At 72.7% G+C, this 24,783-nt stretch carries 23 protein-coding genes and 1 pseudogene; 13 read left to right on the forward strand and 11 right to left on the reverse strand.

The window, feature by feature from the left end:
• Nucleotides 1–3 precede the first annotated feature (3 nt).
• From AB0912_RS13470 to mscL, 5 genes are all read left to right on the forward strand, one after another.
• On the forward strand, nucleotides 4–1,266 hold the full coding sequence (locus AB0912_RS13470) for an MFS transporter (RefSeq protein ID WP_366698963.1): 1,263 nt from the start codon (nucleotides 4–6) through the stop codon (nucleotides 1,264–1,266).
• A 68-nt stretch (nucleotides 1,267–1,334) separates the two neighbouring features.
• Nucleotides 1,335–1,661 carry an FmdB family zinc ribbon protein gene (locus AB0912_RS13475; protein ID WP_366698965.1) on the forward strand — a complete coding sequence of 109 codons (327 nt, stop codon included), beginning with the start codon at nucleotides 1,335–1,337 and terminating at the stop codon, nucleotides 1,659–1,661.
• 120 nt (nucleotides 1,662–1,781) lie between these two features.
• Nucleotides 1,782–2,660, forward strand: a complete 879-nt coding sequence (locus tag AB0912_RS13480; RefSeq protein WP_366698967.1) for an S-methyl-5'-thioadenosine phosphorylase — start codon at nucleotides 1,782–1,784, stop codon at nucleotides 2,658–2,660.
• A gap of 503 nt (nucleotides 2,661–3,163) precedes the next feature.
• Nucleotides 3,164–3,712 (forward strand): hypothetical protein, encoded by a 549-nt coding sequence (locus AB0912_RS13485; RefSeq protein WP_366699093.1) that lies wholly within the window; start codon nucleotides 3,164–3,166, stop codon nucleotides 3,710–3,712.
• Nucleotides 3,713–3,826: 114 nt separating this feature from the next.
• Nucleotides 3,827–4,297 (forward strand): large conductance mechanosensitive channel protein MscL, encoded by a 471-nt coding sequence (gene mscL, locus AB0912_RS13490; protein ID WP_366698969.1) that lies wholly within the window; start codon nucleotides 3,827–3,829, stop codon nucleotides 4,295–4,297.
• A gap of 139 nt (nucleotides 4,298–4,436) precedes the next feature.
• Here mscL and AB0912_RS13495 read toward each other — a convergent pair whose 3' ends face one another.
• Nucleotides 4,437–4,619: a hypothetical protein gene (locus tag AB0912_RS13495; protein ID WP_366698971.1), complete on the reverse strand. Its 183-nt coding sequence runs from the start codon at nucleotides 4,617–4,619 to the stop codon at nucleotides 4,437–4,439.
• 256 nt (nucleotides 4,620–4,875) lie between these two features.
• Here AB0912_RS13495 and AB0912_RS13500 point away from each other — a divergent pair, with 256 nt between their 5' ends.
• From AB0912_RS13500 to AB0912_RS13515, 4 genes and pseudogenes are all read left to right on the forward strand, one after another.
• Nucleotides 4,876–6,099: a low temperature requirement protein A gene (locus AB0912_RS13500; protein WP_366698973.1), complete on the forward strand. Its 1,224-nt coding sequence runs from the start codon at nucleotides 4,876–4,878 to the stop codon at nucleotides 6,097–6,099.
• A 65-nt stretch (nucleotides 6,100–6,164) separates the two neighbouring features.
• Entirely contained in the window at nucleotides 6,165–7,193 is a 1,029-nt protein-coding gene (locus tag AB0912_RS13505) for a P1 family peptidase (RefSeq protein ID WP_366698975.1), read from the forward strand.
• Nucleotides 7,194–7,333: 140 nt separating this feature from the next.
• Nucleotides 7,334–7,622, forward strand: a pseudogene (locus AB0912_RS13510) (L,D-transpeptidase); the annotation flags it as partial.
• 157 nt (nucleotides 7,623–7,779) lie between these two features.
• Complete coding sequence (locus AB0912_RS13515) at nucleotides 7,780–8,529, forward strand: DUF6227 family protein (RefSeq protein WP_366698977.1); 750 nt, start codon at nucleotides 7,780–7,782, stop codon at nucleotides 8,527–8,529.
• 246 nt (nucleotides 8,530–8,775) lie between these two features.
• Here AB0912_RS13515 and AB0912_RS13520 read toward each other — a convergent pair whose 3' ends face one another.
• The 5 genes from AB0912_RS13520 to AB0912_RS13540 all read right to left on the reverse strand — a co-directional run bounded on the left by AB0912_RS13520 (nucleotide 8,776) and on the right by AB0912_RS13540 (nucleotide 15,304).
• Complete coding sequence (locus tag AB0912_RS13520; protein ID WP_366698979.1) at nucleotides 8,776–9,033, reverse strand: hypothetical protein; 258 nt, start codon at nucleotides 9,031–9,033, stop codon at nucleotides 8,776–8,778.
• A gap of 109 nt (nucleotides 9,034–9,142) precedes the next feature.
• The gene (locus tag AB0912_RS13525; protein WP_366698981.1) at nucleotides 9,143–11,413 is read right to left on the reverse strand and encodes a fructose-specific PTS transporter subunit EIIC; all 2,271 of its coding nucleotides are present in this window, start codon (nucleotides 11,411–11,413) and stop codon (nucleotides 9,143–9,145) included.
• 142 nt (nucleotides 11,414–11,555) lie between these two features.
• A complete protein-coding gene (gene pfkB, locus AB0912_RS13530; RefSeq protein ID WP_366698983.1) occupies nucleotides 11,556–12,509 on the reverse strand; it encodes a 1-phosphofructokinase in 954 nt (317 codons plus the stop codon).
• A gap of 193 nt (nucleotides 12,510–12,702) precedes the next feature.
• Nucleotides 12,703–13,464: a DeoR/GlpR family DNA-binding transcription regulator gene (locus AB0912_RS13535; RefSeq protein ID WP_366698985.1), complete on the reverse strand. Its 762-nt coding sequence runs from the start codon at nucleotides 13,462–13,464 to the stop codon at nucleotides 12,703–12,705.
• A 385-nt stretch (nucleotides 13,465–13,849) separates the two neighbouring features.
• Nucleotides 13,850–15,304: an MFS transporter gene (locus tag AB0912_RS13540; RefSeq protein ID WP_366699095.1), complete on the reverse strand. Its 1,455-nt coding sequence runs from the start codon at nucleotides 15,302–15,304 to the stop codon at nucleotides 13,850–13,852.
• 185 nt (nucleotides 15,305–15,489) lie between these two features.
• Between AB0912_RS13540 and AB0912_RS13545 the strand changes: the two genes are divergently transcribed.
• Nucleotides 15,490–16,464, forward strand: a complete 975-nt coding sequence (locus tag AB0912_RS13545; RefSeq protein WP_366699097.1) for a YafY family protein — start codon at nucleotides 15,490–15,492, stop codon at nucleotides 16,462–16,464.
• Nucleotides 16,465–16,711: 247 nt separating this feature from the next.
• On the opposite strand, the gene AB0912_RS13550 is transcribed toward AB0912_RS13545, so the two are convergent.
• Nucleotides 16,712–17,524 (reverse strand): TetR family transcriptional regulator, encoded by an 813-nt coding sequence (locus tag AB0912_RS13550; RefSeq protein WP_366699099.1) that lies wholly within the window; start codon nucleotides 17,522–17,524, stop codon nucleotides 16,712–16,714.
• Between the two features lie 512 nt (nucleotides 17,525–18,036).
• Between AB0912_RS13550 and AB0912_RS13555 the strand changes: the two genes are divergently transcribed.
• Complete coding sequence (locus tag AB0912_RS13555) at nucleotides 18,037–18,192, forward strand: hypothetical protein (RefSeq protein WP_366698987.1); 156 nt, start codon at nucleotides 18,037–18,039, stop codon at nucleotides 18,190–18,192.
• Between the two features lie 163 nt (nucleotides 18,193–18,355).
• Here AB0912_RS13555 and AB0912_RS13560 read toward each other — a convergent pair whose 3' ends face one another.
• Nucleotides 18,356–19,354 carry a sigma-70 family RNA polymerase sigma factor gene (locus tag AB0912_RS13560; RefSeq protein WP_366698989.1) on the reverse strand — a complete coding sequence of 333 codons (999 nt, stop codon included), beginning with the start codon at nucleotides 19,352–19,354 and terminating at the stop codon, nucleotides 18,356–18,358.
• Between the two features lie 167 nt (nucleotides 19,355–19,521).
• Between AB0912_RS13560 and AB0912_RS13565 the strand changes: the two genes are divergently transcribed.
• Nucleotides 19,522–20,040 (forward strand): N-acetyltransferase family protein, encoded by a 519-nt coding sequence (locus tag AB0912_RS13565; RefSeq protein ID WP_366698991.1) that lies wholly within the window; start codon nucleotides 19,522–19,524, stop codon nucleotides 20,038–20,040.
• Between the two features lie 84 nt (nucleotides 20,041–20,124).
• Here AB0912_RS13565 and AB0912_RS13570 read toward each other — a convergent pair whose 3' ends face one another.
• On the reverse strand, nucleotides 20,125–20,931 hold the full coding sequence (locus AB0912_RS13570) for a class III extradiol ring-cleavage dioxygenase (RefSeq protein ID WP_366698993.1): 807 nt from the start codon (nucleotides 20,929–20,931) through the stop codon (nucleotides 20,125–20,127).
• Nucleotides 20,932–21,073: 142 nt separating this feature from the next.
• On the opposite strand from AB0912_RS13570, the gene AB0912_RS13575 reads away from it, so the two are divergent.
• Entirely contained in the window at nucleotides 21,074–21,583 is a 510-nt protein-coding gene (locus AB0912_RS13575) for a MarR family transcriptional regulator (protein ID WP_366698995.1), read from the forward strand.
• A gap of 312 nt (nucleotides 21,584–21,895) precedes the next feature.
• Here the strand turns inward: AB0912_RS13575 and AB0912_RS13580 are convergent, their stop codons facing one another.
• Both AB0912_RS13580 and AB0912_RS13585 read right to left on the reverse strand, forming a co-directional pair.
• A complete protein-coding gene (locus AB0912_RS13580; RefSeq protein ID WP_366698997.1) occupies nucleotides 21,896–23,440 on the reverse strand; it encodes an MFS transporter in 1,545 nt (514 codons plus the stop codon).
• 442 nt (nucleotides 23,441–23,882) lie between these two features.
• Entirely contained in the window at nucleotides 23,883–24,530 is a 648-nt protein-coding gene (locus AB0912_RS13585) for a TetR/AcrR family transcriptional regulator (protein WP_366698999.1), read from the reverse strand.
• Nucleotides 24,531–24,783 lie beyond the last annotated feature (253 nt).

A 24,783-nucleotide genomic window follows, 5' to 3' on the forward strand; every position in this document is an offset into this window, starting at 1 on the left:
GCCGTGGCATCCACGGTCACCTCCCGTCCTGGATACGGCCAGTTGCTGCGCACCCGCGGCGCCTGGACGTTCCTGCTCCCCGGCTTCGCCGCACGGCAGCCCTTCGCCATGCTGACGATCTCCATCGTGCTGCTGGTGCAGCACACCACCGGCTCCTACGGAGCCGCCGGAGCCGTCGCCGCCGTCACCGGCGTCTCCATGGCCCTGTTCGCGCCCTTCACCGGTCGGCTGGCCGACCGCCACGGACAGCGGGCCGTCCTGCTCCCCGGCGTCCTCGTACACGCCCTGGCGGGCCTCTCGCTGACCGCGCTCGCGCTCGCGGACGCCCCCCTGTGGGCGCTGTTCGCCGCCGCCGTGCCCACCGGCGCCTCGGTGCCGCAGGTCGGCCCCATGGTGCGGGCCCGCTGGGGCGTGAAACTCCAGGGCTCGCCCTTGATGACGACCGCGGCGGCCTTCGAGTCCGTCACCGACGAACTGACCTTCGTCTTCGGCCCGCTGCTCGCCACCGCGCTGTGCACGGCCGTCAACCCGGCCGCCGGCCTGCTCACGGAGGCCGCGCTGACCCTCGTCGGCGGCCTGCTGTTCGCCGCCCAGAAGAGCACCCAGCCCACCGTCCTCGCCGACCGGCACGCGCGCGTGGAGCACGGTTCCGCGCTGCGCGTCCCCGGGGTGCGCGTCCTCATCGTCACGTTCCTGGGCATCGGCTCCGTCTTCGGCGGCATGCAGGTCTCCCTGGCCGCGTTCACCGAGTCGATCGGCGAGCCCGGACTGAACGGCGTCCTCTACGGCGTCTTCGCCGCGGGAAACATGATCTCCGGCATCGTCTGCGGCGCCATCGCCTGGAAGGTGGCCCCACAGCGACGGCTCGTCCTCGGCTACGCCGCCCTCGCGCTGGCCGCCTCCGGGCTGTGGGCCGCGCACTCGGTGATCGTGCTCGCGGGAATCGGCCTCCTGGTCGGCATGTGCATCGCCCCGGCCCTGATCACCGGCTACACCCTGGTCGAGGGCCTGGTCCCGCAGGGCGCCCGCACGGAGGCCTTCACCTGGCTCACCGGCGCGGTCGCGCTCGGCCAGGCGGCGGCCGTCACCGTCGCCGGCCAGTTGGAGGACCGGATGGGGGACGGTGCCGGATTCCTGGTGCCGATGGCCGGTACGGTCCTTGCGCTGGCGACGCTCCTGACCCTGCGGTCACGCCTCGCCACGAGCCCGCCGAGCCGGACGGTCGCACGTGGCGTCGGTCACCGAGTGCCGGTGACAGTGGACTGATCCCGCGGAATACGTCACTATGGACCGTCGTTAGCACTCATTGAGTGAGAGTGCCAGGAGGAAGACAAGTGCCGACCTATCAGTACCAGTGCACCGAGTGCGGCGAGGGCCTCGAGGCGGTGCAGAAGTTCACCGACGATGCCCTGACCGAGTGCCCCCATTGCGGTGGCCGCCTGAAGAAGGTGTTCTCGGCCGTCGGCATTGTCTTCAAGGGCTCCGGCTTCTACCGCAATGACAGCCGCGGCTCCTCGTCGAGCAGCTCCCCCGCGTCCAAGCCGTCGACGTCCACCACGGCGTCCTCGTCCGACGCGAAGTCGACGTCCGGCTCGTCCACCTCGTCGTCCTCGGACGCGAAGTCGTCGGGTTCCGGCTCGGCCGGCAGCTCCGCCGCCTAGGACCTCCCCGGCGGTCCAGGGCCTTCGCCCCGGCCCCACCAGGCTCGTACCACGCCCGACCCCGTCGCCTTACGACGACGGGGTCATCGGCGTTTCCCGGGCCCGGTTAGGGTGCCGTTCATGGCGAACACGGACACCCCACAGGCCCCGGCCGGCGAGCGGACGACGGCCCTTGCCGAGATCGGGGTCATCGGCGGCTCGGGCTTCTACTCCTTCCTCGACGACGTGACCGAACTCCAGGTCGACACCCCCTACGGGCCGCCCAGCGACTCCCTGTTCCTCGGCGAGATCGCCGGCCGGCGAGTCGCCTTCCTCCCCCGCCACGGCCGCGGCCACCATCTGCCGCCGCACCGCATCAACTACCGGGCCAACCTGTGGGCACTGCGCTCCGTGGGCGCGCGCCAGGTCCTCGGGCCCTGCGCCGTGGGCGGTCTGCGCCCGGAGTACGGGCCCGGCACGCTGCTCGTGCCGGACCAGTTCGTGGACCGGACGAAGACGCGGGCCCAGTCCTACTTCGACGGACTGCCGCTGCCGGACGGCTCGGTACCGAACGTGGTGCACGTGTCCCTCGCCGACCCGTACTGCCCCGTCGGGCGCGCGGTCGCCCTGAAGGCGGCGCGCGGCCGGGACTGGGAGCCGGTGGACGGCGGCACCCTCGTCGTCGTGGAGGGCCCCCGGTTCTCCACCCGCGCCGAATCCCTCTGGCACCAGGCGCAGGGCTGGTCGGTGGTCGGCATGACCGGGCACCCGGAGGCGGCGCTCGCCCGCGAACTGGAGCTGTGCTACACGTCGTTGACGCTGGTCACCGATCTGGACGCGGGCGCCGAGAGCGGCGAGGGCGTCTCCCACGACGACGTGCTGAAGGTGTTCGCGGCGAACGTGGACCGGCTGCGGGGCGTGCTCTTCGACGCGGTCGCCGCGCTTCCGGAGAACGCCGGCCGCGACTGCCTGTGCACGAGGGCGCTGGGCGGGATGGACCCGGGGTTCGAGCTGCCGTAGGCGGCGGGGTGGAGGCGGGGCCGGGGTGGAGAGGGGGGCGGAAAGTGGGGCCCGGGGGCGGAGACTGGGGGCCGCTCCGTCGGGCAGGTCCGGACGCGGGCGGGGCTGGGCGGGGCTGGGCGGGAGCGGGAGCGGGCGGAACCTCCCGTTCGGGTGAGGGAGTTGTCCACAATTCGGCGGCCGTCCACCGGCGCCGGCGGGCTTCGCCGCGAGGCCTCATCGTGGGAGCGCAAGCCGGTCCCTCGTCACAGGTGGTGGTCTCCATGGCTCAGTACGGCACGCCCGTTCAGCCCGCCCGTCCCGTTCAGCCCGCCCGTCCCGTTCAGCCCGCCCGTCCCGTTCTCTACGCCCGTCCCGCCCAGCAGACCCGGCCCGCCCAGCGGGCCTCAGGGGCCGTGAGGCCCCAACTCCCGTCGTGGGCCCGGCAGTCGGCACACCCCCCGCTCCCGTCGCGGGCCCAGCTCGCGGAACCGGGCAGGCCACCCGCTGAACCGGGCCGGCCGCTGCCTGACCGGGGCCTGCCACTCGGCGGGGACGCACCTCCGACGTCTGCCGTGCCCCACTTCGCGCCTGTTCACGTACGGGGCGGGCGGTACGGGCTGCGGCGGCTCGTGCGGCACCGGAGGCAGGTGATCGCGGCCGGCCTGGCGATGACGGCCGCCGCGCTCGTGGCGGGCGGCCCGCAGGACGCCGAGGGGGCACGCGGCCATCCGGCGACCGCCCCGCCCGGTGGGTCCGTGACGGCCTCCGCCGGCACCCCCGGTCCGGGCGGCGCACGCGAGCGGCACCCCGTCGAGACGGTGACGGCCCCTGTCCGGATCGCCGACGGAGCGACGGTGGGGCTGCTGCGCCCTGGTGACCGGGTGGACGTGGTGGCGGCGGACAGCGGCGGTGCGGTGCGGGTGGTGGCGAGCGGCGCGCGAGTCACCGATGTGCCGGACATCGGCGCCGGCGAGACCGGGGCGCTTGTGGTCCTGGCGGTTCCGCGCGCGACGGCCGTACGGCTGGCCGGCGCGGGCGCGACCTCCCGGCTGGCGGTGACGCTGCGATGACTGGAGAAACCGTGTCAAGTCCCTCGTTGGAGCGACCCAATTGGACACGCCCGGCGGGCCCTGCCGTAGGTTTCGGAGCTGTTTGTTCAACGACTTGTGCAGAGGGGCCTCCTGGTGAGCGAGAAGCAGCAGCCCGGCGTCTGGGAGGGCTTCAAGGCCTTCCTGATGCGCGGCAACGTCATCGACCTGGCCGTCGCGGTGGTCATCGGCGCGGCCTTCACCAACATCGTCAACTCGGTGGTGAAGGGGATCATCAACCCGGTGGTCGGTGCGATCGGGACGCAGAACCTCGACAACTACAGCTCGTGCCTGAAGAAGCCGTGCACCGGCACCGGCGACCACGCCAAGGGCATCCGCATCATGTGGGGTTCGGTGCTGGGCTCGACGCTCAGCTTCCTGATCACCGCTGCCGTCGTGTACTTCCTGATGGTGCTGCCGATGTCCAAGTTCCTGGCCCGGCAGGCCGCCCGCCAGAAGGCGAAGGAGAACACCCAGGAGGTCATGGACGTGACCGAGCTGGAGGTGCTGAAGGAGATCCGCGACGCGCTGATCGCCCAGCGGGGGAACGACCGGCGCGAAGGCTGACGGCGGGGGCCGGCGCTGGGGCTTGGGCCCGGGCGGGGACGGGACGGCTCCGGGCTCGGCGGCGGCCGGCCCGGGCTGGGACCCGGCGGGCCCGGGCTCAGATCCGGCGGGCCCGGGTTCAGATGTGGTGGGCCCGGGTTCAGATGTGGTGGGGCGGCTTCTCGTCGAGGAAGCGCTTCAGGTCGGCGGCACTGTCACCGGTGCTGTCGGCCTGCTCGCCCCATCCACGGTCCGTGTCGTCCGAGGACTGCTGGCTCAGCGGGTCGTCGAAGACCAGCGCCGGCTTCGGAGCGCGCGGTTCGGGGGCAGGGGTGTCACTCATGCCTCCAGGGTACGTCGCGGACGGCGAGGGCCCGCGCGGACGCCGGGCAGCGGACCGGTTGGCCGGCCGGGTGGCGGACTTCGGCGGGGGTGAGGGCGGCCGGTCCTACGGCGGCCGGTTCTGCCGTCGGGCGACGACCTGCGGCAGGGGTGGCGGTGCCTCGACCCGGCACCGGGTGGTGGCGGGTCGAGGCGCCACGGTCGCCGGTGACCGACTTCACCCGCGTTCACGGCGTCCATCTGCTCTGCTTGGCCGTATGACCTCGCCTTCCACTCCCGAGCCCGACGCCGCGGCACGACCCGCGGCGCGTCGGCCCCTGCGCAGAATGACCGCCCGCGGACGCGACGAGGCGCACCGGGCGGCATCCCCGCTGGAGCTGTTCTTCGACCTGTGTTTCGTGGTGGCCGTCGCCCAGGCCGGCGCCGAGCTGGTACACGCGGTGGCGGAGGGGCACGCGGGTGAGGGCATCCTCAACTACGCGATGATCTTCTTCGCCATCTGGTGGGCGTGGATGAACTTCACGTGGTTCGCGTCGGCGTACGACAACGACGACGTGCTCTACCGGGTCGTCACGCTGGTGCAGATCGCGGGTGTGCTGGTGCTCGCGGCCGGGGTGTCGAAGGCGTTCGAGAGCCATGACTTCCTGGTCGTCTGGCTCGGCTACGCGATCATGCGGTTCGCGTTGATCGCGCAGTGGCTGCGGGTGGCGCGGTCCACGCGGGGCGCCGAGAGAGCGACGGCGCTGCGGTACGCGGGCGGTGTGCTGCTCTGCCAGGTCGGCTGGCTCGGCCTGCTGTTCGCGCCCGAGGCGGCCCGGCCGTGGGTGTTCCTGGTCGTGGCGGTCGCCGAGCTGTGCGTGCCGGTGTTCGCGGAGAAGGCCGCCACGACGTCCTGGCATCCGCGTCACATCTCCGAGCGGTACGGGCTGTTCACGATCATCGTGCTGGGCGAGACGATCGCCGCGGCCACGGTCGCGGTGAAGTCGGCGGTGGACGAGCACGACGCCCTGGGCGAGTTGCTGCCGATCGCCGCGGGCGGGCTGCTGATCGTGTTCTCGGCGTGGTGGATCTACTTCGTGGTGCCGATCCACGGGCACCTGCGGAGCAACAGCCAGGCGTTCCTGTGGGGATACGGGCACTATCTGATCTTCGCGTCGGCCGCCGCGATCGGGGCCGGGCTGGAGGTCGCCGTGGAGCAGGCGGCCGGGGCGGCGCACATCTCGACGCTGGCCGCGTCCGCCGCGGTGACGCTGCCGACCGCCCTGTACTTCCTCGCCGTGTGGGCGCTGCACTCGCGCTACTTCAAGGTGGGCATCGGTCAGCAGCTCGTCCTGCCGAGCACCGCCCTGCTGGTCATCCTGTGCACGTTCCTCGGGGACCGGGCGGTGCCGGCGGCGGGCATCGTGGCGGCGCTGTCGGTGGCGATCGGAGTGGTGCTGTCGGCGCGCGGGGTGGAGAGGGAGGGGCCGGTGGGACGGTAGGCGCGCGGTGGCCGTGCCCGGTCGGTTACGGCTGGCGGAGGGCGGGGCGGGGAAACACTGGGGGTATGACAGTTGACGCTCTGACGGATGTGGCCGGGCTGCGGGTGGGGCACGCGACGCGTATCGGCGACGGGTGGCTCACGGGGACGACGGTCGTGCTCACCCCCGAGGGCGGTGCGGTCGCCGCCGTGGACGTGCGCGGTGGCGGGCCCGGCACCAAGGAGACCGACGCGCTCGATCCGCGGAACCTGGTGCAGAAGGTCGAGGCGGTGGTGCTGACCGGCGGCAGCGCCTACGGGCTGGACGCGGCGTCCGGCGTGATGGCCTGGCTGGAGGAGCGCGGGCGCGGGGTGCGGGTGGGGCCCGGCCCCCTGCACGTGGTGCCGGTGGTGCCGGCGGCCTGTGTGTTCGACCTGGGCCGGGGCGGGGGTTTCCGGTGCCGTCCGGACGCCGCGACCGGGCGGGCCGCGGTCGAGGCGGCCGACGCGAGCGAGCCGGGCGCCGAGGTGCCCGAGGGAGGGGTGGGAGCGGGGACGGGGGCGGTGGTCGGGGAGATCAAGGGCGGGGTCGGGACGGCGAGCGCCGTGCTGGAGTCCGGCATCACGGTCGGCGCGCTGGTGGTGGCCAACGCGGCGGGCTCGGCGGTGGAACCGGAGACGGGCGCGTTGTACGGGGAGTTGACGCGGGGGCGTGTGGTGTATCCGCCGGGAGCGGTGCACGAGGCGGCTCGGCGGCGGCTCGCGGAGAGCGCCGCGAGGAACGCGCCGCCGCCGCTGAACACCACGCTGGCCGTGGTCGCGACGGACGCCGAACTGACGCGGGCGCAGGCGCAGAAGCTCGCGGGCACGGCGCACGACGGGATCGCGCGCGCGGTGCGGCCGGTGCATCTGCTGAACGACGGGGACACGGTGTTCGCGCTGGCCACGGGCGGCCGGCCGCTCGACGCCGGGAACCCGCTCGCGTTGAACGAGATCCTCGCGGCGGGCGCGGACCTGGTCACGCGCGCGATCGTCCGAGCGGTGCGGGCCGCCGGCCCGGTGGACGGACCGGGCGGGGCGTGGCCGTCGTACGAGGAGTTGTACGGGAGGAGTTGAGGTCTGGGCCGGCAGGGACGGCGAGGGCAAGGGCGGCGGGAACTCGGCCACGTTCGTCCGAGGCGCGGATCGTCATCTCGGCGAAGGACGGCTCGACGAGCGCGTCCATCAACGCGACCGGCGTGAAGGTGAGCCACGGCAGGATGACGGTCGCCGGGCACGTTCGTCCACGGCAACTACTGGACAAGCGCGGGAACGCGCCCTTCGGCCGGGAGGGGACCAGCCACGGCTGTGTCGGTCTCGCCGACGAGCAGGGCAGGCACGCAGAGCGCCACGCCCGCCACGTGGTTCTTCGACAACTCGCTCGTCGGGGACGTCGTGACCGTCAGGAACTCCCCCGACAAGACCGTCTCCCCGGACAACGGGCGCAACGGGCCCAACGGCTGGAACATGTCGTGGAGTTCCTGGGCCGCCGGAAGTGCCGTCTGACGAGGGCCTTTTGAGGGCCGGGCGGCCCGCGTGGGAACTCCCCGCGCGGGCCGCCCGTTTTCCGTCCGTACGTTTTCTCGGTTCGCGGACATGATGTCCGACCGAGGGGCTACGGTATGCACCCACAAGGTGACATGCAGCAACGCCGGGAGAAACCTTGAGCGTTCCGTACGAGACAGCAGCGTACGAACCACCCGAGTCGCCCGAGTCTCCGGAGGAGCATCTCGAACGGCTTCTGGGCCGCGCCCTGAACTCGTTCGAACTGCCCGACGAGACGATACGGCTGCTCGACTGCGCGCTGGCGCACGACAGCTCGCTGCACTCCGCGCACCACAGTGCCGGACTGCACCGGGAGACCTACCGGCACACATGGCTGCTGGCCGACGGCTCCGCCGTCACGCTGTGGGAGCTGGTGCACAACACCGCCGTCGGCCGCGACGCCCAGCACGAGGTGTACGTGGACGAGGAAGAGGTCCGCGCGGCCACGGCCCGGCTCGCCCTCCCGCCGGAGGCACCGGACTTCGAGCTGCCCGCGTTCGTCCAGTTGTCCTCGATCCCGGAGCCCCGGCACACCTATGTGCGCGACGCCTCCGCCGATCACGCGCGCCGGCTCCTGCGCCGCGCGGAGAACACGGACGGGCCGGACGCCGACCTCGCGGCGCTGCTGCTGCGGGAGGCGTTCGCGCACCAGATCACCCAGGCCTTCGGCCGGCCGGGACGCACGGGCCAGGCGGGGTTGTCGTTCTCGCTGTACGAGCACGCGTTCCTGCTGCGGGACGGGCGGGAGATCTCCCTGTGGGAGGTCGAGCACACGGCCACCCCGGACCGCCGGCACATGTGCGAGGTGTACGTGACGGAGGACGCGGCCCGCGACGCCATGGAACGCCGCGCGGCCCGACTCGGTTAAGCAGCCCGACTCCGGTGAGCGACCCGGCTCCGGTAAGCGGCAGGCCCGGTAACTCGGATGCCAGGCCGCCCGGTGACCTCGCGACGGTCAAACGGTCACGCCAACACGGCGTCGCACCCTCGCGGGGGCACGGCGTCACACCATCAGGCGGTCACCGCGTCACGCGGTCAGGCAGTCATGGCGTCACGCGGTCACGCGGCCACGGCCTCACGCGGTCACGACCTCAGGCGGTCACGGCCTCACCCCCTACGGGCGGCTGTCGCTGAACTGCCGTACCAGGCGGGCGAAGGCGTCGTGTTCCTCGGGGGTCAGTTCCACGGATTCCGTGTCGGGGCCGTGGCGGCGCTGACCGGGCAGGGCCCGCAGCGCCTCGCCGGGGTGCGGGGCCAAGGCGACGGAGGGGCCGCCGCGCAGCAGTCGCCGCAGGCCCACGACCCAGACGACGGTCGCCAGCGCGAGGAAGGCGACGCCGGTGAGCTGGAGGATCGACACGTGCTCGGGCATGCGCCCCAGTAGACACCACGGTCCGGGACTTTGACCCCGGACCGTGACGCATCTCGCAGAAGCGGTGAACCCCTCACAGCGGCCCCAAAAGGGCACCGCGGCGGGCGGTTCAGGCCGTGACGGGCTCCTTCGGACCGGCTGAACCATCCGAACCGGCCGAACCGTCCGAGCCGGCTGAACCGTCCGAGCCGGCCGGATCGGCGGAATCGGCCACGGGGCCGGTGCCCTCGGCCCCCGCGCCCCCAGCCCCCGAACCCGTGCCTGTGTCAGTGCCCGTACCCGTGCCCGTGCCCGTGCCCGCCGGACCCTGCTTGCGCAGGCCCTTCAGGATGACGACGAGAGCGGTGCTCACGCCGACGCCGGCGGCGATGGCGACCAGGTAGAGGAACGGGTTGCCGATCAGCGGGACCACGAAGATGCCGCCGTGCGGGGCGCGCAGGGTGGCGCCGAAGGTCATCGACAGGGCGCCGGTGACGGCGCCGCCCGCCATGGCGGAGGGGATGACCCGCAGCGGGTCGGCGGCGGCGAAGGGGATCGCGCCCTCGGTGATGAAGGAGGCGCCCAGCACCCAGGCGGCCTTGCCGTTCTCCCGCTCGGTCGGGGTGAAGAGGCGGCCCCGCACGGTCGTCGCCAGGGCCATCGCCAGCGGCGGGACCATGCCCGCCGCCATCACGGCCGCCATGATCTTCATCGCCGAGTCGCCGGGGCTCGCGACGGCGATCCCGGCGGTGGCGAAGGTGTAGGCCACCTTGTTGACCGGGCCGCCGAGGTCGAAGCACATCATCAGACCGAGCAGGGCGCCGAGCAGGACGGCGTTGGTGCCGGTGAGGCCGTTCAGCCAGTCGGTCATGCCCTTCTGGGCGGACGCGATGGGCTTGCCGATCACCACGAACATCAGGAACCCGACGACCGCCGAGGAGATCAACGGGATCACCACCACCGGCATGATGCCGCGCACCGCCGCCGGGATACGGACCCTCTGGATCGCCATCACCACGGCACCGGCGATCAGACCGGCCGCGAGACCGCCGAGAAAGCCCGCGTTGATGGTGAGGGCGATCGAGCCGCCGACGAAGCCGGGGACGAGACCGGGGCGGTCCGCCATGCCGTAGGCGATGTAGCCGGCCAGCACCGGGATGAGGAAGTTGAAGGCGACGCCACCGATCTGGAACAGCAGCGCGCCCCAGCTGTCCGACTGGGTCCACATGAAGTGGTCCATCACGGAGGGCGCCTTGTTGACCTGCCAGCCGCCGATCGCGAACCCGAGGGCGATGAGCAGTCCGCCCGCGGCGACGAACGGGACCATGTAGCTCACGCCGGACATCAGCCAGGTGCGCAGCCGGGTGCCGTAGCCGTCCCCGGAACCGCCGGTGCGCTCGACCGGCGTCCCTGACCCGCCTGATCCGCCTGATCCGCCGGGTCCGCCCGACCCATCGGGTGCGCCGGACGCCGAACCGGCGGTGACCTCGCCGCGTGCCGCCTTCTCCCTTACCTCGGCGACGAGTTCGCCGGGCCGGTTGATGCCCGCCTTCACACCGACGTCGACGGTCGGCTTACCGGCGAAGCGTTCCTTCTCCCGTACGGGCACGTCGTGCGCGAGGATCACCGCGTCCGCCGCCGCGATCACCGCCGGGTCGAGCCGGGTGAAACCGGCCGATCCCTGCGTCTCCACGACGAGTTCGACCCCGGCCTCGCGGCCCGCGTTCTCCAGCGACTCGGCGGCCATGTAGGTGTGCGCGATGCCGGTGGGGCAGGAGGTGACGGCGACGATACGGAACGGTCGGCCGCCGGGACCGGCGGCACCGCCCGACGCCTGAGCGGCGTCAGGGTCAGGGCCAGACTCGACGGCCGCACCCGACGCCTCGGCGGACCCCGCTTCGGCATCCGCGCCCGGCACCCCGGCGGACCCCGACCCGGGCGCGTGGACCGTGTCCGGGGACCGGTCGCCGGCGATGAGCGCCGCCGCGGCCTCCGGGTCGTCCACGGCGCGCAGCGCGGCGGTGAACTCGGCGTTCGTCAACTGCCGGGCCAGCGCCGACAGGATCGTGAGGTGGGCGTCGTCCGCGCCCGCCGGAGCGGCGATCAGGAAGATCAGGTCGGCGGGTCCGTCCGGGGCGCCGAAGTCGATGCCCGCGGCCTTGCGTCCGAAGGCGAGCGTCGGTTCCGTGACGTGCTCGCTGCGGCAGTGCGGGATGCCGATGCCGCCGTCCAGGCCGGTCGGCATCTGGGCCTCGCGGGCGGCCACGTCGGCGAGGAAGCCGTCGAGGTCGGTGACCCGGCCGAGGGCGGCCATGCGCTCGGCGAGGGCGCGTGCCGCCGCCTCCTTGGTGTCGGCGGACAGGTCGAGGTCGACCAGGTCCGCGGTGATCATCTCGCTCATCGCGGGCTCCTTCGCACGCGTATCGCCCGGGGGGAGTGACGGGCGGGGGCGGAAGTGGGGACGGGGACAACAACGGGGACAGAGGGGACAGAGGGGACAGAGGGGGCGACAGGGTCGTAGCGGGTGGCGGGGGTGGGGGCGGTCATGACACCGGCTCCGTCAGGGGGCGGGACTCCGGGATCTCCGTGGTGACGGTCACGGCGTCCGGGTCGAGGTCGGCCGGGCCCGGCATCACGCTGCCGGGGAGCTGTACGGCGGCGGCCCCGTGCGCGACCGCCGAGGCGAGGGCGTCCGGGCCGCCGCCCCCGGCGATCAGGAACCCGGCGAGCGAGGAGTCACCGGCGCCGACGTTGCTGCGTACGGTGTCGACGCGGGCGCCGGCGAACCAGGTGCCCGCGTCGTCGACGAGCACCTGCCCGTCGGCGCCGAGGCTCGCGAGCACGGCGCGCGCGCCCATCTCGCGCAGTTCGCCGGCCGCCTTCACCGCGTCGCCCACGGTGGCGAGGGGACGGCCGACCGCGCCGGCCAGCTCCTCGGCGTTGGGCTTGACCACGTCGGGCCGTTCCCGCAGGGCCGCGAGCAGGGCGGGTCCCGAGGTGTCGAGGGCGATCCGGGCGCCCGCCGCGTGGGCCCGGGCGACGAGTTCGGCGTACCAGGCGGGGGCGAGTCCGCGCGGCAGGCTGCCGCAGCAGGTGATCCAGCCGGAGTCGCCGGGGCGGTAGGCACGGCGGACGGTCTCCAGCAGGAGTTCGGCCTCGGCGGCGGACAGCTCGGGGCCGGGCGCGTTGATCTTCGTCAGGGTGCCGTCGGGTTCGGCGACCGAGATGTTCGAGCGGGTGGCTCCGGCGATGGGGACGGGGGCGACCTCGATGCCCTGCGCGGCGAGGAGTTCGGCGACGAGGGCGCCGGGGGCTCCGCCGAGGGGCAGTACGGCGACCGTGTGCCGGCCGGCCGCGGCGACCGCGCGCGAGACGTTGACGCCCTTGCCGCCGGGGTCCATGCGTTCGCCGGTGGCCCGGATGACCTCGCCGCGGTCGAGCGCCGGGACCTCGTACGTACGGTCCAGGGACGGGTTGGGGGTGACGGTGAGGATCATGCGCACTCGTTTCTCGGAACCCGGAGCGGTGGACCGCGCTCCGGGGGTGGATCGGGCCGCCCCGGACGACAGACGGGACACGCCATTCGCCCCGTCTAGGCGTGGAGGGCCGGTCTGACGGCGGGCCGGTCACCGGCGGGCCGGCCTGGCGGTGATTCGGCCCGGCGGTGGGTCGGCCCGGCGGTGGGTCGGTCTATACGCGGAGCACTTCGGTGCCGCCCTTCTCGACGGCGGCGGCGTCCTCGGCGGCCAGTCCGCGGTCGGTGATCAGCAGGTCCACGTCACCGAGGTCACCGAACCGGGCGAAGTGTTCCTGGCCGCTCTTGGAGGAGTCGGCGAGCAGCACGACCCGGCGGGCGGCGTGCAGGGCGGCGCGCTTGACGGCGGCCTCGGCGAGGTCGGGGGTGGTCAGGCCGCTCGCGGGTGAGAAGCCGTTGGCGGCGACGAAGACGACGTCGGCGCGGATCTCGGCGTAGGCCCGCAGCGCCCAGGCGTCCACCGCGGCGCGGGTACGGGTACGGACGCGTCCGCCGACGAGGTGGAGCTGGACGCCGGGGTGGTCGGCGAGGCGGGCGGCGATGGGCAGGCTGTGGGTGACCACGGTGAGCGTCGCCTCCAGCGGGAGGGACGCGGCGAGCCGGGCGACCGTGGAACCGGCGTCGAGGATCACCGTGCCGTCGTGCGGGAGTTCGGCGACGGCGGCCTCGGCGATACGGTCCTTCTCGTCGGCGGCGGTCGACTCGCGCTCGGCGAGGTCCGGCTCGAAGTCCAGCCGCCCGGCGGGGATCGCGCCCCCGTGCACGCGGCGGACGAGTCCGGCCCGGTCCAGCGCCTTCAGGTCGCGCCGGATGGTCTCGGCGGTGACCTGGAAGGTGTCGGCCAGCGACAGGACGTCCACCCGCCCGCCGTCACGGGCGAGCCGCAGGATCTCCTGCTGCCGCTCCGGTGCGTACATGTCCGTTCGCCTCCGCCTGATGTCCGAACCTGTGGTTTACGACGGAGAATACGCCCGGATTTCCGGGAAGTAAACAGGTTCGGGCCGTATCCGGGCATGAACAGACATCGAGCGCATCCCCGTAAACCGAGGGCACCGGCTCTCCCCCGGACCCGGCTCCCCGGGCTGCGGCTCCGGCGGGCTCTCGCTCACGCGGGCTCCGGCTCCGGCGGGCTCTCGCTCCCGCGAGCTCCCGCTCACGTGGGCTCCGGCGCCTGCCGCCCGCAGTCCTCCCCGCCCCGCACCGCCCCGCACGGCACGACCCCGCACGGCCCGGCACGAAGGGCCCGGCACAAGAAGTGCCGGGCCCTTTGGATGGCCGAGAGAAGGTGAGTGTGTCGGCGGCTCAGCCGACGAGTTCCGCCTCCTTCGGCGCGCCAGGCTCCTGGTCGGCCGGCCCGGTCTCGCCCCCGGCGCCCTCCACATGCTGGGCGGGCCGCTTGGGCAGCGCGAACATCAGCAGGAAGATGACGGCCAGCACCGCGGCGACCCAGCCCAGCGCGTGCTGGAAGGCGTTCACGAAGGCCGGGCCCACCTGGGCGCGGGTGAGCCGGTCGCCGATCTCGCCGAAGAAGACGACGGACACGAGGCCGAGGCCGAGCGCGTTGCCCATCTGCTGCACGGTGTTGATCAGCCCCGACGCCGAGCCCGCGTGCTCACGCGGGACGTCCGAGAGCACGGCGTCGGTCAGCGGGGCGACGATGAAGCCCATGCCCGCGCCTATGACCACCAGCGGAAGGGCCATCTGCCAGGAGGCCAGCTCCATGCCGTAGCGGTCGGACTCCCAGATGTAGAGCAGGACGCCGAGCACCATGAGCAGGGCGCCCGCCTGGAGCACCTTGCGCCCGAAGCGCGGGACGAGGAGCTGCACGGACATGCCGGCCGCGGCCGAGACCGCGATCGAGAACGGCACCCCGGTGAGCCCGGCCCGCAGCGCGCTCCAGCCCAGCCCGATCTGCATGTACAGCGTCCAGACCAGGAAGAAGACGCCGAGCGCGATACCGAAGACGGTCTGCACGGCGATGCCCGCCGCGAAGCTCTTCACCTTGAACAGCGACAGCTCGACGAGCGGGGAGCCGTCCCGGGCCGCCTTCCGCTTCTCGTACGCCACCAGCGAGGCGAACACCACGAGCGAGCCGGCCATCGACAGGTATCCCCACAGCGGCCAGCCCAGCTCACGGCCCCGGGTCAGCGGGTAGAGCAGCATCAGCAGGCCGAGGGTGACCAGGGCGACGCCGACCAGGTCGAGCTTGAGGGCCCTCGGGGCCTTGGACTCGCTGATGAAGCGGCGGCCCAGAAGCAGCGCGACGATGCCGACGGGCAGGTTGATGAGGAAGATCGGCCGCCATTCCAGGCCGAACAGGTTCCACTCGGTGAGCAGTGCGCCGAGCAGCGGGCCCGAGACGGCGCCGAGGCCGACGATCGCGCCGAACAGGCCGAAAACCTTGCCGCGTTCGTGGGCCGGGAAGGTGGCGTGCACGATCGACAGGACCTGCGGCACCATCATCGCGGCCATGGCGCCCTGGAGGATGCGCGAGGCGACGAGCATCTCGGGGTTCACCGCGAAGCCGCACAGCGCCGAGGCGACGGTGAAGCCCGTGATGCCGAGCAGGAAGAGCCGCTTGCGGCCGTGGATGTCGCCGAGCCGGCCACCGGTGATGAGTCCCGCGGCGAAGGCCAGCGCGTATCCGGCGGTGATCCACTGGATCTGGCTGAACGAGGCGCCCGCGTCCCGCTGGATCGACGGGATCGCGATGTTGACGATCGTGACGTCGACCAGGTCCATGAAGGCCGCGGTCATCACGATGGCGAGGGCGAACCAGCGCCGCCGGTCGGCCGCCGCGCCGGCGGGCGGGCCGCCGGGGAGGTCGGAGGACTCTGTCGCAGAGGTCTGAGAGATCTCAGAGGTCTCGGTGGAGGTCATGCGATCACGCTAGATCCGCATTAGGTCAGATCATGTCCTACTTCTGCGGCACTCTGGACTTCATGACGACGGACACCCCGGCGCGACTCCTCCAGCTCCTCTCCCTCCTCCAGACGCCCCGCGAATGGCCCGGCGGCGAACTGTCCGAACGGCTGGGGGTGTCCCGGCGCACGGTCCGCCGGGACATCGACCGGCTGCGCGAGCTGGGCTATCCGGTGCAGGCGACCAAGGGCGCCGACGGCGGATACCGGCTGGTCGCGGGCAAGGCGATGCCGCCGCTCGTCCTCGACGACGAGGAGGCGGTGGCGATCGCGGTGGGCCTGCGGGCCGGCGCCGGTCACGCGGTCGAGGGCGTGGACGAGGCGTCGGTGCGGGCGCTCGCCAAGCTGGAGCAGGTGCTGCCGTCCCGGCTGCGCCACCGCGTCTCCACACTCCAGGCCGCCACGACCCCGCTGACCAGCGGCGACGGCGCGAGCATCGCGCCCGAGACGCTGACCGTGATCGCGTCGAGCGTGGCGGGGCGGGAGCGGCTGCGGTTCGCCTACCGCTCGGGGGACGGTACGGCGTCGCGGCGGCTGACCGAGCCCTACCGGCTGGTGTCCACCGGCCGCCGCTGGTACCTCGTCGCCTACGACCTCGACCGCGAGGACTGGCGGACGTTCCGCGTCGACCGGGTCGCCGAACCCGTCGCGACCGGCGCCCGGTTCACCCCGCGAGAGCTGCCGACCGGGAGCGCCGCCGAGTATCTGCGCCGGTCGGTGTACCGGCGCCAGGAGACGTACGCCTTCGACGTCACCTTCGCCGCCCCGGCCGACTTCGTCACCGCCCGCCTGCCCGGCTGGCTCGGCGCCCCCGAAGCCGTCGACGCCGACCACTGCCGGCTCCGCGGCGCCTCCGGCGACTCGGTGGAGTGGCTGGCGGTCCGGATCGCGATGGTCGACTGCGAGTTCACGGTCCACGAGCCGCGCGAACTGGCCGACTACGTACGGGACTTGGGCGCCCGGCTGAGCCGCGCGGCGGGCGGCGCCGGGGGCTGAGTACGGGGGGCGGGGGCCCGCGAGAACCGGGAGGGCCTGGAGGCGCGGGGGGCGAGCGGGAGGAGCTGGAGGAACGGGAGAGCCTGGAGGGTTTGGAGGGACTGGAGGAACTGGAGAACGGCCGGCCCGGCAGGACCCGGGGACGGACAAGACCCGGGAGCCGACAGGACCCGGAGCCGACAAGACCCGGGGACGGACAAGACCCGGAGCCGACAAGACCCGGGGGACCCGACAGGACCCGGGGACCTCATTCCGTACCGGTGCCCCACGGGAAGTCGTCCAGTGCCCCCAGGTTGCGCAGGGCGAGCGCGACGGGGCCGCCCGGGCCGTCGGGGGTGGCGTCGCCGGCCGCCCAGGACTCGACGGCCACGCGGACGGCGGCGCTGGCGACCGCGGCGGTGAACCGCAGCCCGGGATCGAGCCCGGCCACCTCCGAAACAACCGGCCCCCGAGAGCCCTCACCCCCACCCCGGGCCACCTTCGAGCCCGAGCCCGAGCGGGTGGCAGGACCCGCCGCCGGGGACGCCTTGTCCGGGGTCACCCGGCCCAGAGCCGCCGCACCCGGGCCTGAGCCCGAGCCCGCACCCGGGCTCACCGGGCCCGGCATCACCGCATCCGCCCCTGCCCCCACCCCCGCTTCCGCCCCCGGTGCCGCTCCCGCGCCCGCCCTGACCGCCAGCACCGCCGCGAGAGTCCGCTCCGCCGTCTGGCATGCCTCGCCCCAGACCCGCAGCAGGGCCGGGTTCGCCTCGGCCAGCCTGAGCAGGGAGCGGACGCTGTCGAGGGACGCGTAGCGGACGCCGGCGCCCGGGGTCAGGGTGGAGACGACCGCGCGCCGCAGAGCCTCGGGTACGGGCAGGTCGGCCGGAGCGTCGCGGACCGCGTCGGCCCAGCGCTGGGCGCCGGCCGCGAAGAGCGGGCCGAGGGACTCTTCCTTGGTCGCGAAGTAGCGGTAGAAGGTGCGGGGTGCGATTCCGGCCGCGCGGGCGATGTCCTCGGCGCGGGTGGCCCGCAGCCCGTTGCGCATGAAAAGGCCCGCGGCGGCCCGGGCGATCTCCATCCGGGTGGCCGCCTTGCGCCGCTCGACGAGCGAGGGGCCCTCCCCGGCCGCGGGCACGGGGCGATCGGGTGCGGTCTCCGCGTCCGCTCGGCCGGTCGAGGCGGCTGCCTCACGTTTACTACCGCTCACGGACGGCAGGCTATGCCGCTGTGGCACAATCTGCCATTCGGGTCACCCCGGGGTTCAGGTCCGGGGTGGCCCGACCTCATCCTGCCCCGGAACCCTCGCGCCCGCCCCGGAACCCTCGTGCCCGCCCCGGGACATCCGCTCCCGCCCGGAACCCGACCGGGCCACGGCGGCAGACCACGGCGGCAGAAAAGGGTGAGCCGGGCCCCGGCGCCAGGGGGGGGAAGGCGCCGGAGCCCGGCTCTGGGAGAGTCCCGGCGCGGGGGGGGTGTGCGTCGGGACTCGGTTTTCGGGGGCGTCCCACGTCCATGCGGACGGAGCCCTGAACCCCGGGCCCTGAGATGTTGTTCCCTGAGCCCAGCGGGTTGAAGCGGCCTTACATGGCCATGTCTGGTCGACTTGTGGCCAACGTGGCGCGGGTGCCGCCGGGCGAACCGGGAGAGCGGGGTCTCGTCGGCAGCGTACGCCGCCCGCGACCGCACCCGTACGGGCCCACGACGTACGACCTCGCCGCGTACGACCTCACCGCGTCCCGTCCATGACGGAACCCGTGAGGCCGGCACGACCCCGCCGCGTCGCACGCCACGCCCGCGTCGCACGCCACGCCCGCGTCACTCACCACGCCCGCGTCGCACACCATGCCCGCGTCGCACGCCACGCCGGCCGCGCCCGGTGCAGGCACGTCCCGCACAACGCTCGGCCGGGTCACGCCGCCGCGTCGAATCCGGTGTCGCGGGCCAGCTTCTTCAGTTCGAGCAGGGCGTGCTTCTCGATCTGGCGGATGCGCTCACGGGTCAGACCGTGTTCCTTGCCGACCTCGGTCAGCGTGCGCTCCCGGCCGTCCTCGATGCCGTATCGCATCTTGATGATGGAGGCCGTGCGCTGGTCGAGGCGGCCGATCAGGTCGTCCAGCTCCTCGCTGCGCAGCAGGGTGAGCACCGACTGCTCGGGGGAGACGGCGGAGGTGTCCTCCAGCAGGTCGCCGAACTGGGTCTCGCCCTCGTCGTCCACCGCCATGTTCAGCGAGACCGGGTCGCGGGCCCAGTCCAGGACGTCGCCGACGCGCTCCGGCGTCGAGCCCAGCTCCTTGGCGATCTCCGCGTGCTCGGGCTCCCGCCCGTTCTCCCGGTTGAACTCGCGCTGGACGCGGCGGATCCGGCCCAGCTCCTCCACCAGGTGGACGGGGAGGCGGATGGTGCGCGACTGGTCGGCTATGGAACGGGTGATGGCCTGCCGGATCCACCAGGTGGCGTACGTGGAGAACTTGAAGCCCTTGCGGTAGTCGAACTTCTCGACCGCGCGCACCAGGCCGGCGTTCCCCTCCTGGATCAGGTCGAGCAGGGGCAGGCCGCTGCGCGGGTAACGGCGGGCGACGGCCACGACCAGGCGGAGGTTCGAGCGGATGAAGACGTCCTTCGCGCGCTCGCTGTCGGCGACCAGCGCCTCCAGCTCCTCGCGCGAGGCGTCCGCCTTGGCCTCGGTCTCGCCGTCGAGGATCTGCTGCGCGAACACACCCGCTTCGATGACCTGGGACAGCTCGACTTCCTTGGCGGCGTCGAGCAGCGGTGTACGCGCGATCTCGTCGAGGTACATGCCGACCAGGTCGCGGTCGGCGATCTCGCCGCCTACGGCGCGAACACTGCGTGCCGCGTCGGTGGTCTCGCCGGTGGCGGACTGACGACGGGCGACGGCACGGGTTGCCATGCGTGCTCCCTTGCGATGGTGGCTAGCGGGTGGTCCTGGACTTCCGTTCACCCTCCCGGGTGCCCGGCATCCGATGGAAACAACGACTGGAATCAGGACAGAATTCCCACGGGGCCCCTCGATTTTTCTGATCATGCAGTACCCTGTCGGACCACACGGGAGGGCTGATGCCGTCGGAACACGCAGAGGTGCAGGTCAGGACCGGAGTCGCCGCCGACCTCGACGCCCTCACGGACCTCTACAACCACTACGTTCGCGAGACCCCCGTCACCTTCGACACGGTCGCCTTCACGCCGCGGGAGCGCCGGCCGTGGCTGCTCTCCCACCCTGAAGACGGACGGCACCGCCTGATGGTTGCCACGGACCCCGGTTCACAGGAGATTCTGGGGTACGCCACGTCCAGCGCGTTCCGCGTGAAGCCCGCGTACGAGACCTCCGTCGAGGTCACCGTCTACGTCGCCCCGGGCGCCGGAGGCCGCGGCGTCGGCACGCTCCTCTACACGGCCCTGTTCGCGGCGCTCGCGACGGAGGACGTGCACCGGGCGTACGCCGGCATCGTGCCGCCCAACGAGGCGTCCGTGCGGCTGCACGAACGCTTCGGCTTCCGTCACGTGGGGACGTACCGCGAGGTCGGCCGCAAGTTCGGCCGCTACTGGGACGTCGCCTGGTACGAGAAGGACCTCTGAGCCACCCCGGGGACTTACCGGGAAGCTACCGGGAAGTCCCCGGAACCCCCCGGGGACTCGCCCCCGCCGGGAAACGCCCCACGCTCAGCCGAACTGCACCGACCGCTTCGCCATGCCCATCCAGAACCCGTCGATCACGGACCGCCGGCTGTCCAGCTCGCCGGCCGCGTCCGCCGCGCCCATGGTCACGAAGAGCGGGGCGAAGTGCTCGGTGCGCGGGTGGGCGAGCCGGCCCGCCGGGGACTTGCGCTCGAAGTCGAGCAGCGCGTCCACGTCACCGGCCTCCAGCGCCCGGTGCCCCCAGTCGTCGAACTCGCTCGACCAGGCCGGCACTCCCCCGCCGGTGTGCCGCAGGGCGGCGAGGTTGTGGGTGAAGAAGCCGGAGCCGACGATCAGCACGCCCTCGTCGCGCAGCGGCGCCAGCTTGCGGCCGATCTCGAAGAGCCGGACCGGGTCGAGCGTCGGCAGGGAGACCTGGAGCACCGGGATGTCGGCCTCGGGGAACATCTCGACCAGGGGCACGTACGCCCCGTGGTCGAGCCCGCGGTCCGGGATGTCCTGCACGGGCGTGCCGGGCGCGCGCAGCAGTTTCCGTACGGACTCGGCGAGCCGTGGGGCGCCGGGGGCCGCGTAGGTCACCTGGTAGTAGTGCTCGGGGAAGCCCCAGAAGTCGTAGACGAGCGGGACCGTCTCGGTCGCGCCGAGGGCGAGCGGGGCCTCCTCCCAGTGCGCGGAGACCATGAGGATCGCCGTGGGGCGGGGCAGGTCCGCGGACCAGGCGGCGAGCTGGCCGGGCCAGACCGGGTCGTCGGCGAGCGGCGGGGCGCCGTGGCTCAGGTAGAGGGCGGGCATGCGCTCCGGCGCGGTGCGCTCCTCGGTGGCGGCGGACATGGCGGCTCCCTCCAGGGTTCGCGTCGATCGTACGGCGCGATGCTTGATATTTGAAGCAGTTGCTTAAAGTCTCAAGTTGTTAGGCGGACGACGCTACGCCGGGTTTGTTTAATTTTCAAGAAGGGGCTCGTACAGTGGGTGCATGAACACGGCATCCGCTCCCGCTGAAGAGCCGCGCTGGCTCACCGACGAGGAACAGCGCATCTGGCGCGCGTACATGCACGCCACGACCCTCCTCGAGGACCATCTCGACCGCCAGCTCCAGCGTGACGCGGGCATGCCGCACATCTACTACGGCCTGCTCGTCCAGCTCGGCGAGGCCCCGCGCCGGCGGCTGCGGATGACCGAGCTGGCGATGAACGCGAAGATCACCCGCTCCCGGCTCTCGCACGCGGTCGCCCGGCTGGAGAAGAACGGCTGGGTCCGGCGCGAGGACTGCCCCTCCGACAAGCGCGGGCAGTTCGCGGTGCTGACCGACGAGGGCTACGAGGTGCTGCGGCGGACCGCGCCGGGCCATGTGGCCGCCGTACGCCAGGCCCTGTTCGACCGGCTCGGCCCGGACCAGCGGAAGGCCCTCGGCGAGGCCATGCGGATCATCGCCGAGGGGCTCCAGCCGAAGGACGCGGGCGCGGACCTGCCCTGGCTGCGCTGACACCCGCGGGGGGGGGTGGGGATGGCCAGGGGACAGGGGCCGGGGCGGGGGGCGGGATCGGGAGTCGGGGCCGGGGTCGGGACAGGGTCGGGGCCTGGACAGGGGTTGGGGCCGAGGGGGGGGCGCCAGTACATGGGCCGCGGTCCGCGCCAGGACATGGGCCGGGGTCCGGACATGGGCCGGGGTCCGGACATGGGAGTGCCCCGGCTCCCTGTGCTGGGAGCCGGGGCACCCCCCGGAGTCGTACGGACGAGGCGTCCCCACCCCGCGTCCGTACGGGCAGTCCCTGAAGACCGGAGCGGGCGGGTGCCGTCAGTGGGCGATGACGGGCACCTTCAGCTCGTCCTCCGCGCCCTCGCCCGCACCGGCGACCAGGTTGGCGTCCGGGCGGCCGGTGTTGATGAGGGTGAAGGCGATGCCCGCGGCGAGCACGAGGATGCCGACCGCCAGCCAGATCGCGACGCTGTAGCCGTGCACCATGCCCTGCGCCTGCACGAGCTTCTGCTGTGCGACGGAGTGGGCGCCGGCGATGTGGTCCGTGATGTACGCGGTCGTCGCGGAGGCGGCGAACGTGTTCAGCAGGGCCGTACCGATCGCGCCGCCGACCTGCTGCGAGGTGTTGACCATCGCGGAGGCGACACCGGCGTCACGCGGCTCGATGCCGTACGTGGCCAGGGACATGGCCGGCATGAACGCCGTACCCATGCCGAGGCCCAGCAGCAGCAGACCCGGCAGCACCACGGTGCTGTACGAGGAGCCGATCTCGAGCTGGGTGAGGAGCAGCATGCCGACCGCGGCGACCAGGAAGCCGGGGCCCATCAGCAGGCGCGGCGCGACCCGGGTCATCAGGCGGGCGCCGATCTGCGTGGAGCCCGTGATCATGCCCGCGACCATCGGCAGGAAGGCGAAGCCGGTGGAGATCGGCGAGAAGCCCTTCACGATCTGGAGGTAGTAGGTCAGGAAGAGGAACGTGCCGAACATCGCGATGATCGCGAGACCGAGGGAGAGGTAGACGCCACCGCGGTTGCGCTCGGTGAGGACGCGCAGGGGCAGCAGCGGGGCCTTGACCTTGGACTCGGTGTAGACGAACGCGGCCAGCAGCAGCGCGGAGGCCACGAACAGGCCGAGCGTCACGGTGTCGCTCCAGCCGTCGGACTCGGCGCGGGTGAAGCCGTAGACCAGGGAGACCAGTCCGAGGGTGGACAGGACCACGCCCGGGATGTCGAGCGGCGAACGGTTGCGGCCGCCCTTCGGCTCACGGATGACGAAGTACGCGCCCGCGGCCGCGATGATCGCGAAGGGGATGTTGACGAAGAAGGTCCAGCGCCAGTTCATGTACTCGGTCAGGACGCCGCCGAGGATGAAGCCGACGGCGCCGCCGCCACCGGCGATCGCACCGTAGATGCCGAACGCCTTGGCGCGCTCCTTGGCGTCGGTGAACATGACCGCGAGCAGCGAGAGCGCGGCGGGCGCGAGCAGCGCGCCGAACACGCCCTGGAGGGCACGGGCGCCGAACATCATCGCGCCGCTCTGGGAGGCGCCGCCTAGGGCGGAGGCCAGGGCGAAGCCGACGAGACCGACGACGAAGGCGCGCTTGCGGCCCCACAGGTCGGCGATACGGCCGCCGAAGAGCAGCAGACCGCCGAAGGCGAGGGCGTAGGCCGTGACGACCCACTGCCGGTTGCCGTCGGTGATGCCGAGGTCGTGCTGCGCGGAGGGCAGCGCGATGTTCACGATGGTGGCGTCGAGCACCACCATGAGCTGGGCGAGCGCGATGAAGACGAGCGCTTTCCAGCGATTGCTGTGGGCCTCGGACTCAAGGTCCGGGACCGCTTTGGTCGTTGCCGTTTCAGACATGGGGATACCCACTCCGGGACTTCGTAGCGAAAAAGCCGGTGGAACCGGGGGAAACCGGTGACCGGTTGCCGATGGTTGGCCGAACGCCGGTGGCTGCTTGCCGGTCGACGATGACCGGTTGGTGACGGCCGGTTGGTGATGACCAGTTGGTGACGACCGGTTGGATGACCGGTCGGCGATGGCCGGTTGCCGTGCGGGACACGCGGGTGGCGGCGCGGTGCGGGCGCGCCGGGCGCGGGTCGCGCGTGGCCGGTTGGCCGTGCGGGCGAGTCGAGAGATCGAATTGCGCGGTCGAATTGCGCGGTCGAATTGCGCGGTCGAATTGCGAGGTCGAGTCGTAACGGTGTTTTCGTGAGGGCGAGTTCGGGTTCAGGTTCGAGTTCGGGTCACGAGGGCCGAGGTCGAGTACGGTCGCGGGTCGCGCGCCGGGACTCGGTGGTGGTCAGCAGCCTCGTCGCAGCTCCTCCACGGTGGCGGCCACTCCGGGCAGTACGGAGCGGGCGGGGGCCCGCATACCGTCCACCAGCAGTTGCAGGTGACGGTGCACGAACCGGTCGATGCCCTGGCACGCAGTGCCCGGCAGCGGCCTGGTGAGCTGACTGACGGCGATCATGAGATCGCCCAGCTCGACATCGGGCCGCAGCTGTCCGGCCTCGCGGGCGCGGGCCATCAGCCGCTCGATCAGGTCGGTGATCCGGTCGCGCGCGGCGACCAGGTCGGGGTGGTGCTGGTCGAAGCCCTCGGAGAGCATCGGGCACAGGGCGCCGATGCGCTCGTCGGCGGCGAAGTGCACGAAGCCGCTCAGCGACTCGAAGGCGTCGCCGCCCCGGGCCAGGGCTTCCTCCACCCACTCCGAGGTGCGGTCCATCACCGAGCAGACCACCTCGCGGGCGAGGGCGTCGCGGTCGGGGAAGTTCCGGTACACCGTGGCGTTGCCGACACCGGCCCGGCGGGCGATCTCGTCGAACGGCACCTCGGGCCCGAACTCGACGAACATCTCACGGGCGGCGGCGACGATCCGCTCCCGGTTGCGCAGAGCGTCGGCACGGGGCCGGGCCACTTTGCGCTGCACGGGGGTTGCGGTCTGCACGGTGGGCTCCTCGAAGCGTCGTGGTGTGACGCGGCTTGGTCTACGACTACGACTACGGCTGCGGCTGCGATCCGGGGATTCGGTCCCCGTTTCGCTCGGACGTATGGCTAAACGGGGAAACGATCCCCGGTTATTTCCCGCGAGGCGAAGAAGATTATGTGACCTGAGTCACACCATCGTCCCCACCTCTCCCACGCACCCCTCCCACCCCAGGTGGGTGGACCCCTCTCACCCCAGGGGGGTGGACCCCTCT

This window comes from Streptomyces sp. NPDC007084 (assembly GCF_040703595.1).
GTDB lineage: Bacteria > Actinomycetota > Actinomycetes > Streptomycetales > Streptomycetaceae > Streptomyces.

What these genes read in the sequence shown, in the direction of transcription:
- AB0912_RS13480 (WP_366698967.1), top strand. Translation starts at nt 1,782, where the DNA reads ATGGCGAACACGGACACCCCACAGGCCCCGGCCGGCGAGCGGACGACG.
- AB0912_RS13495 (WP_366698971.1), bottom strand. Translation starts at nt 4,619, where the DNA reads ATGAGTGACACCCCTGCCCCCGAACCGCGCGCTCCGAAGCCGGCGCTG.
- AB0912_RS13500 (WP_366698973.1), top strand. Translation starts at nt 4,876, where the DNA reads ATGACCTCGCCTTCCACTCCCGAGCCCGACGCCGCGGCACGACCCGCG.
- AB0912_RS13505 (WP_366698975.1), top strand. Translation starts at nt 6,165, where the DNA reads ATGACAGTTGACGCTCTGACGGATGTGGCCGGGCTGCGGGTGGGGCAC.
- AB0912_RS13520 (WP_366698979.1), bottom strand. Translation starts at nt 9,033, where the DNA reads ATGCCCGAGCACGTGTCGATCCTCCAGCTCACCGGCGTCGCCTTCCTC.
- AB0912_RS13525 (WP_366698981.1), bottom strand. Translation starts at nt 11,413, where the DNA reads ATGAGCGAGATGATCACCGCGGACCTGGTCGACCTCGACCTGTCCGCC.
- pfkB (WP_366698983.1), bottom strand. Translation starts at nt 12,509, where the DNA reads ATGATCCTCACCGTCACCCCCAACCCGTCCCTGGACCGTACGTACGAG.
- AB0912_RS13535 (WP_366698985.1), bottom strand. Translation starts at nt 13,464, where the DNA reads ATGTACGCACCGGAGCGGCAGCAGGAGATCCTGCGGCTCGCCCGTGAC.
- AB0912_RS13540 (WP_366699095.1), bottom strand. Translation starts at nt 15,304, where the DNA reads ATGACCGCGGCCTTCATGGACCTGGTCGACGTCACGATCGTCAACATC.
- AB0912_RS13545 (WP_366699097.1), top strand. Translation starts at nt 15,490, where the DNA reads ATGACGACGGACACCCCGGCGCGACTCCTCCAGCTCCTCTCCCTCCTC.
- AB0912_RS13550 (WP_366699099.1), bottom strand. Translation starts at nt 17,524, where the DNA reads ATGGAGATCGCCCGGGCCGCCGCGGGCCTTTTCATGCGCAACGGGCTG.
- AB0912_RS13555 (WP_366698987.1), top strand. Translation starts at nt 18,037, where the DNA reads ATGTCTGGTCGACTTGTGGCCAACGTGGCGCGGGTGCCGCCGGGCGAA.
- AB0912_RS13560 (WP_366698989.1), bottom strand. Translation starts at nt 19,354, where the DNA reads ATGGCAACCCGTGCCGTCGCCCGTCGTCAGTCCGCCACCGGCGAGACC.
- AB0912_RS13565 (WP_366698991.1), top strand. Translation starts at nt 19,522, where the DNA reads ATGCCGTCGGAACACGCAGAGGTGCAGGTCAGGACCGGAGTCGCCGCC.
- AB0912_RS13570 (WP_366698993.1), bottom strand. Translation starts at nt 20,931, where the DNA reads ATGTCCGCCGCCACCGAGGAGCGCACCGCGCCGGAGCGCATGCCCGCC.
- AB0912_RS13575 (WP_366698995.1), top strand. Translation starts at nt 21,074, where the DNA reads ATGAACACGGCATCCGCTCCCGCTGAAGAGCCGCGCTGGCTCACCGAC.
- AB0912_RS13580 (WP_366698997.1), bottom strand. Translation starts at nt 23,440, where the DNA reads ATGTCTGAAACGGCAACGACCAAAGCGGTCCCGGACCTTGAGTCCGAG.